Source organism: Salinicola sp., from assembly GCF_982684285.1.
This window is the reverse complement of sequence record NZ_CEXLVS010000471.1, coordinates 1-1,333: the sequence shown is the minus strand read 5'-3', so window position 1 is coordinate 1,333 and position 1,333 is coordinate 1. Positions and strand designations below refer to the sequence as shown.

The window sequence follows — 1,333 nt, the reverse complement described above, 5'->3', positions numbered from 1 at the left end:
ATTGAAGACGGTCATGGCAAAGTCCAGGTGGATGATTCTACTTGGAAGATTGAAGGCAGAGATTGTCCTGTTGGTACTAAGGTGAAAATTGTCAAAATTGACAATGTGGTATTTCAGGTGGAGATTGTTAAAGAATAAATGACAACTGTTATTGATTTACTTCGTCATGGTGAGCCCCTTGGCGGTCATATCTATCGTGGTCAGCTGGATCATCGTTTGACTGATAAAGGCTGGCAGCAGATGCGAGCTGCAGTGGCACAAGCTGCGGACTGGCAATATATTGTGACGTCACCGTTAAGTCGTTGTGCAGCATTTGCAACTGAACTTGCTCAGCGATTAAATATTCCAGTGCAGTCTCAGGCTAGCTTTATGGAAATTGCATTTGGTGATTGGGAGGGCAAATCAGCACAGCAATTAGAGATAGCAAATAAGGCTGAATTTTATGCTTTTTATGACGACCCGGTCAATAATACACCGCCCCAAGCAGAGTCATTATTAGCATTTGAACAACGGGTATTATCGGCATGGAATGCCTTGTTGGCTCAATATCAGGATAAACATGTTTTGGTGGTAGGTCATGCGGGCATGATGCGTATGATCATCAGTCATGTGTTACAAATGCCTGTGGACGCGATGTATCGCCTACATATCCCTCATGCAGGCATTAGCCGTATATCGGTCACTAGTGACGGCGCTAGGGCGTATCCTCAATTACTCTTCCATGCAGGATCCTTATGACCGCATTTTTTAATACCGGTTTAACCCAGCAACAGTTTTTACAACAGTATTGGCAAAAAAAGCCCTTATTGATTCGCCAAGCTTTTGCTGATTTCCAGTCACCGATTAGTGCTGATGATTTAGCTGGTTTGGCTTGCGAACCTGCAATCGAATCTCGTTTAATTGAAGAAAAAGGGGCATTAGGTCCATGGCAAGTGACATCAGGCCCGTTAACAGAAGATGACTTTGCACGGTTACCGGCTACCCACTGGACTATGTTGGTACAGGATGTAGATAAACATTGTCCTGAATTACAGAACTTACTAGATCCCTTTCGATTTATTCCTGATTGGCGACGTGATGATCTCATGGTGAGTTATGCACCTAAACATGGCAGTGTTGGCCCGCATACGGATAGTTATGATGTGTTTTTATTGCAAGCGATGGGATCTCGACGCTGGCAAATTAATGATACGGCGATGACTGACGTGACTCTGATCGACGGATTGGATGTACAAATTCTACAAGAATTTAATCCAGATCAGAGCTGGGACTTACAACCGGGAGATATGTTGTATTTACCACCCCATATTGCTCACCATGGGGTGGCTTTAAA

General features: G+C 44.0%; 3 protein-coding genes. All 3 read left to right on the top strand.

The annotated features are described in order from the left end of the window. Positions 1–138: an NfeD family protein gene (locus AC3AYF_RS21195; protein WP_487780445.1), complete on the top strand. Its 138-nt coding sequence runs from the start codon at positions 1–3 to the stop codon at positions 136–138. Next, complete coding sequence (locus AC3AYF_RS21190; RefSeq protein ID WP_487780444.1) at positions 139–738, top strand: histidine phosphatase family protein; 600 nt, start codon at positions 139–141, stop codon at positions 736–738. Continuing rightward, a partial coding sequence (locus tag AC3AYF_RS21185) for a cupin domain-containing protein (protein WP_487780443.1) occupies positions 735–1,333 on the top strand: 599 nt, incomplete at its 3' end. The genes AC3AYF_RS21190 and AC3AYF_RS21185, both read left to right, overlap by 4 nt.

What these genes read in the sequence shown, in the direction of transcription:
- AC3AYF_RS21190 (WP_487780444.1), top strand. Translation starts at nt 139, where the DNA reads ATGACAACTGTTATTGATTTACTTCGTCATGGTGAGCCCCTTGGCGGT.